Genomic DNA, 6333 nt, shown 5'->3' with positions numbered 1-6333 from the left:
TGGCTCAAGCCATAGGAGTCCCAAACCTTGAAGTAATGGCCGTTGTGGTAAACCTGACCACTCTTCCAGCTGGCTGCGCCGGTATTGATGGGTATCCAGCCCAATGAACGCCGAACACCACCTGATTTACGCCAGCTCAAGCGTGACTTTTTAAACTGCTTACGGCGTGTGACGTATTCGCGGGCGATTTCTTGCAGCGTTTGAGAGTGCAGCCCCAATTCTTTGTTCGCGCCTTTGGTGTAAGGATGCAGGTCAAAAGCAGACAAAAACCGGCCACGCTCCCGAATGGATCGGGCGCTGAGTTCGTTCAGATAGTTCCAGACAAAGTTCACACTACGAGCCATCTGTTGCAGGAGCGGAACATGCTTATCTCGAACCCGAACCTTGAGGGTCTTGGTCTGTTGCATAGGTCAATGCTAACTGAATTAAGACCCCTTTAGGGAGGCTACGCCTCCCGCGCTATCCATCCCCGTCCTGAGCCAGCCGAAGGGAAGTACGGGGTTTTTCGCGCAAGACTGATAAAAATAGGGCCTATTCTGGATTTATCCTGCATCGCATCTGCCATACACCGGCGGCACCACCTCACTGAAGGATCGGTGAAAGACCACAGAAGCAGTGTGCTAAGAACCTTTGCCGGATAACAAAGCAATCAGGACGATGACCCAAGGGTGTAGACGAACAGAAAACAGCAGGCATCCCTTACCGTTTTTTATTAAATGTACCCAAACTGCTAATCCCAAAATCTTGCACTTAAGGGAACAACCTTTTCCCCAAACAGTGGTCTGATTCTGTACAAGAGAAGCATCACTCCGTACAGGAGAAAGAAGGCGTTCATGCACCGCTTGATTAAGATCTTTTTAATGGTAGCCGGATTGGCAACAGCCGGTTGTGTTTACTCAACCCCCTACGGACACAACCGTTACGAATCCGAGCGCCATTACCATCGGCAGAGCTACCCTGAACAACGTCCGCATTACGACCCAGCGCCCCGTTATTGGCACGATCACCCTCATGACCACAACCGCCAAGAATACCGAGAACGCGAGCGAGAAAGGGAAAGAGAACGCGCCCGTGAGCGCTTTGAAGAACGCCGCTACTATTACCCGCGCTGAAAGCCGCTAAGTCTCCCCCTTTACACGCCTAGGCTTATCAAGCCCATCACCGTGGCCCTCGGTGAGGGCCACGGAGTCCTCACAGCACTTGGTACAGGCCAATGCCTATACTAGATCCTCACTCCCACTCAATGGTCGCGGGTGGCTTGCTGGATACGTCATAGGTAACGCGAGAAATACCTTCAATCTCATTAATGATGCGGTTGGAGACCTTCTCCAATAGCTCATAGGGCAGATGCGCCCAACGCGCGGTCATAAAGTCGATGGTTTCCACGGCGCGCAAGGCTACCACCCACGCATAGCGACGGCCATCGCCCACTACACCTACGGATTTCACCGGCTGGAACACTACAAAGGCTTGGCTAACTTTGTGATACCAATCGAAGTTACGCAGCTCTTCGATAAAGATATGGTCGGCTAAACGCAGCAGGTCGGCGTATTCCTTCTTCACCTCACCGAGAATACGCACACCCAAACCGGGGCCGGGGAAGGGATGACGGTAGACCATGTCGTAAGGCAGGCCCAGTTCCAGACCGATTTTGCGCACTTCATCCTTGAACAGCTCACGCAGGGGCTCGACCAGCTTGAGCTTCATATCTTCCGGCAAGCCGCCCACATTGTGGTGAGACTTAATGACATGAGCCTTGCCAGTTTTAGCGCCCGCCGACTCAATCACATCCGGGTAGATGGTGCCTTGAGCCAAGAACTGGATGTTTTCCAGCTTTTGCGATTCGGCATCAAAGACCTCGATGAAGGTACGGCCAATGATTTTGCGCTTCTTCTCTGGATCGGCTTCACCGGCCAGATTAGCGAGGAATTGCGCCTCAGCATCGGCGCGAATCACCTTAACCCCCATGTTTTGGGCAAACATGGCCATCACCTGATCGCCTTCTTGGTAGCGCAGTAAGCCGTTATCCACGAACACGCAGGTCAGTTGGTCGCCAATAGCACGGTGCAGCAAAGCAGCTACCACAGAGGAATCCACACCGCCGGACAGTCCCAGCAGCACGTTGGCATCGCCTACCTGTGCCCGTACTTGAGCAATGGCATCTTCGACAATGTTGGAAGCTGTCCACAGTGCCTCACAGCCACAAATTTCCAGCAGAAAACGCGACAGGATGCGGCCACCCTGTTTTGTGTGGGTCACTTCGGGATGGAACTGCACACCGTAATACTGGCGCGCCTCGTCACTCATGGCCGCAATGGCGCAACTGGAGGTACTAGCGGTAATGTGGAAACCTTTAGGCAATTGGCTCACTTTATCGCCGTGGCTCATCCACACATCAAGGCCCATCAGGCCATCGGCATCTACATGGTCTTCGATACCGTCAAACAGGCGGCTTTTACCCACTAAATCCACGCGCGCATAACCAAATTCGCGCACGTTTGAGCCTTCTACCTTACCGCCCAACTGTTCGGCCATAGTCTGCATGCCGTAGCAGATGCCAAATACCGGAATGCCCAGCTCAAACACGGCTTGAGGCGCACGCGGGCTACCGGCTTCGTGTACAGACTCAGGGCCACCGGCCAAAATGATACCGCGCGGGGCAAAAGCACGAATGTCGGCATCACTCATGTCAAAGGGATGCAGCTCGCAATACACACCGATTTCACGGACACGGCGGGCAATCAGTTGGGTGTATTGGGAACCAAAATCGAGAATCAGAATGCGGTGGGCGTGGATGTCAGGGTGGGCCATTTTCTTAACCTAGATTAAATGGCTGAAGGCTGAAGGCTGAACGAAAAAACCTACTCGTTCAGCCTTCAGCCTCCAGCGAAAAGTTCGATTAACCGACGCGGTAGTTGGGCGCTTCTTTGGTGATCTGTACGTCATGCACGTGGGATTCCGCCATACCCGCGCCGGTGATGCGCACAAACTGCGGTTTGGTACGCATCTCATCCACAGTGGCACAGCCGGTATACCCCATAGAAGCCCGCAGACCGCCCATTAACTGATGGATGATGGCAGACAAAGCCCCTTTATAAGGAACGCGGCCTTCAATACCTTCGGGTACTAGCTTTTCTGCACCCGCAGAAGAGTCTTGGAAATACCGATCCGAAGAGCCCTGCGCCTGAGACATAGCGCCCAAAGATCCCATACCCCGATAGGCTTTGTAAGAACGGCCTTGGTACAGCTCAACTTCACCGGGAGCCTCTTCGGTACCAGCAAACATGGAACCTATCATCACCGCATTGGCACCGGCTACAATGGCTTTGGACAGATCACCGGAGAAGCGGATGCCACCGTCAGCAATCATGGGTACGCCCGTACCCTCTAAAGCCGTAGATACGTTAGCAATAGCACTGATTTGTGGCACACCCACACCCGCCACAATCCGAGTAGTACAGATAGAGCCGGGGCCGATCCCCACTTTTACCGCATCAGCACCGGCTTCAACCAATGCTAAGGCCGCTTCAGCGGTGGCTATATTACCGCCAATCACCTGCACTTCTGGGAAAGTGGTTTTCACCCAACGCACGCGATCAATCACGCCTTTGGAATGGCCGTGAGCCGTATCCACTACCACCACATCAACACCAGCGGCCACCAAAGCAGTGACTCGCTCTTCGGTGTCCGCACCTGTGCCCACGGCAGCACCAACGCGCAGACGACCATGATCGTCTTTAGAGGCTAGCGGATAGCCCTTAGCTTTTTCGATATCACGGAAGGTCACCAAGCCCCGCAACTTGCCGCTGTTATCCACCACCAACATTTTTTCAATCCGGTGGGCGTAGAGCTTGGCTTTGATTTCCTTCAAAGCAGTGCCCTCTTGTGCCGTGATCAATTGCTCCTTAGGGGTCATGATAGCCGCTACGGTATCGCCATCATTGGGGCGCACGCGCAGATCGCGGCCGGTTACGATACCGACTAACTCGCCATCATCCACTACGGGAAAACCAGAAAATCCCAACTCACGAGCTTTTTTCAGCAAATCGAGGATTTTAGTATCAGAGGTTACAGTTACCGGATCACGCACAATGGCGGTTTCGTAGCGTTTGACCTTACGCACTTCAGCCGCTTGCTGCTCAACGGTCATATTTTTATGGATGATGCCGATACCACCTTCCTGAGCCATGGCAATGGCTAGACGGGATTCGGTCACTGTATCCATAGCCGCAGAAATCAAAGGAATATTCAATTCAATGCCACGAGTCAGACGAGTTTTGAGACTCACATCCTTGGGCAAAATTTCAGAGTATCCAGGGATCAGAAGAACGTCATCAAAAGTCAGGGCTTCTTGGCTGATACGCAGCATGGCGGGGGCTCCCAAGAGGGAAAAAAAGGAAGCGCTAAATTATACCTTGGCCTAAGGCTGGCGCAAAGCACAGACGAATATCTCAGGACGAATCTGGTTAAGGTTTCGCGCTTGATGAGTCCGATGGTGGTTGCAACGGAGATAACCGAAACATGGCTTGTACTTGGCAATATTCGGACGAGCCCCCTCCCGTTGCCAGAATTCGATCATGGATATGCAGATAGCCCATTTCCAGAGTGTCTTTGTAACTCAGATCATCCTTAAACCTAAGCTGACGACAAGGTCGTATAAACTCGACCAAATACAACCGCTGTGGGCCGGGGCCGCCATCTAAAATGATGTGGGAATTATCCAAGTACTCCCAGCGGTTCATATTATGGCGCTGAATAAAGTTCACTGACTCCCCTTTTTGATATCCCTGCTGCTTCAATAATTCTTCTAAGGTTGGGCTCGGCTCCTCAGCCGCCCAAACGACGGCGCATACCTGCGTCAACAGCACTAAACCTAAAAACAAACCTTTTTTGACCCAAGCTAAGTAGTTCATCATCGCTTACTCCTGTTTATCAGGGCTTATTTAAAGGCCAAACTGCCCTGCCCATCTAACCAGCTACGGGCTTTTTGATTCAGCCACAGCTCGGCGGCTGAAACTTTGCTGACTCGGGCATCCAGAAAAGCCAAGCTGATCGCCTGTACCGCTAAACCCTGACGAAAATTAACCGAATCCTCTTGGGCAATACCGGGTTTTCCCCCCTGAGCATCTTCTTTACCTCCGGGCGGGCCACTGCGTCCTCCTCGCTCACCACCACCGCCGGGCCTACCGCCTGAATCACCGCCACGACCTCCATTCGCCTCCATACGAGATGGACTAGGTGGCCCTGACTGCCCCGATTTCGCAGGTGGTGCCCCCTTTGAGTCCTGCGGAGGTTTGAAATCTTCCCGTATCCCTGACAGGGTGGAATGACTGGCTTCGGTCAACCACAGATGACAACTTCCCGATGCCTGCACACCTTGCCACACTTTTAAACGATCCTGAGGCGACGCTACCCAACTAAAGGGATCTTCATCCCTTGGCCCGGTCACACTTAAGACCGGAGCCTGAATGCGAGAGAATGACTGAATATCAGCATCTACCTCAGCGTAGGGACTGAGCAGCACTACAGCTAAGGGGCGAATATTGGGCAATCCCGTCGATGCAGACTCCGCATTCATGGCCAAAGCGGCGGCGGTTTGGGCACCCAGATCAAAACCGGCCACAATAATCCGGCTCGAATCAATAGCGGCAAAATGCAGATCACCGGCTCGAATGCGCTGATTTAGATGGGCCAAGGATTGAACCACTAGAGTTTGACGCTGAGCTAAAGCCTCTGGCCCAAAGGCTCGTCGCGCCAGCGGCTGAAAAATACCGGCCTGTGCCTCTTTAGAGGCATACAACGCTATACCGTAAGCGGGTACTTGCACGGACAATACAGCGTATCCCGCTTCAGCCCAGGTTTGCCGCCAACGCGCACCCGCTTGGGCACTCTCGCCTAAACCGGGGAAGTACAACACTAAAGGCGCTATAGCACGCCCCTGTGGGACTAACCAAGCCACCTCAACCGAACCACCCGGCAGACTCCAAAACTCCTGACCGGCCTGAACAGCATACTGTTGTACGGAACGATACGCCGACGCTTGATACAGGCTCCGCTGATCGCTCATGGATTCTGGATCTGGCCGTCCAGCACAGCCCGCCAACAATGCGACCATTACCCACCCTAGCAGGTGAGATAATTTAAAAGGAACATAGCGCAGCACCCCTGCCTCTCCTCCAACCAAAGCCCTCAGGCTAATGTCAGCTATGGTATACGGATTAACTACCTTTCGATTTGCTCTAGGACGCAGTATCAAAAGGTATTCGGGTATGGGAGTGTGTTTTTTTAAATAAGATCCAAAATCAATTAAAAATTATTTTTAAAGCCTACCGC

Annotated in this window: 5 protein-coding genes and 1 pseudogene; 1 reads left to right on the top strand and 5 read right to left on the bottom strand. The window is 52.9% G+C overall.

The features are described 5' to 3' along the window. A pseudogene (locus tag LX59_RS12340) lies at positions 1-407 on the bottom strand (RNA-guided endonuclease InsQ/TnpB family protein); the annotation flags it as partial. Between the two features lie 426 nt (positions 408-833). Between LX59_RS12340 and LX59_RS12335 the strand changes: the two are divergent. Further along, the gene (locus LX59_RS12335) at positions 834-1112 is read left to right on the top strand and encodes a hypothetical protein (protein ID WP_144572225.1); all 279 of its coding nucleotides are present in this window, start codon (positions 834-836) and stop codon (positions 1110-1112) included. A gap of 118 nt (positions 1113-1230) precedes the next feature. On the opposite strand, the gene guaA is transcribed toward LX59_RS12335, so the two are convergent. The 4 genes from guaA to LX59_RS12315 all read right to left on the bottom strand — a co-directional run bounded on the left by guaA (position 1231) and on the right by LX59_RS12315 (position 6115). Further along, entirely contained in the window at positions 1231-2811 is a 1581-nt protein-coding gene (gene guaA, locus LX59_RS12330; protein WP_144572223.1) for a glutamine-hydrolyzing GMP synthase, read from the bottom strand. 88 nt (positions 2812-2899) lie between these two features. After that, positions 2900-4369, bottom strand: coding sequence for an IMP dehydrogenase (guaB, locus tag LX59_RS12325; protein WP_144572221.1), 1470 nt, complete (start codon positions 4367-4369; stop codon positions 2900-2902). A 97-nt stretch (positions 4370-4466) separates the two neighbouring features. Next, a complete protein-coding gene (locus tag LX59_RS12320; protein WP_144572220.1) occupies positions 4467-4916 on the bottom strand; it encodes a DUF6491 family protein in 450 nt (149 codons plus the stop codon). A gap of 23 nt (positions 4917-4939) precedes the next feature. Further along, on the bottom strand, positions 4940-6115 hold the full coding sequence (locus LX59_RS12315; RefSeq protein WP_144572218.1) for an alpha/beta hydrolase: 1176 nt from the start codon (positions 6113-6115) through the stop codon (positions 4940-4942). Positions 6116-6333: the final 218 nt, after the last annotated feature.

The organism is Azomonas agilis, assembly GCF_007830255.1.
GTDB lineage: Bacteria > Pseudomonadota > Gammaproteobacteria > Pseudomonadales > Pseudomonadaceae > Azomonas > Azomonas agilis.
The sequence above is the reverse complement of the archived record's forward strand: the minus strand, read 5'-3'. Positions and strand labels throughout refer to the sequence as shown.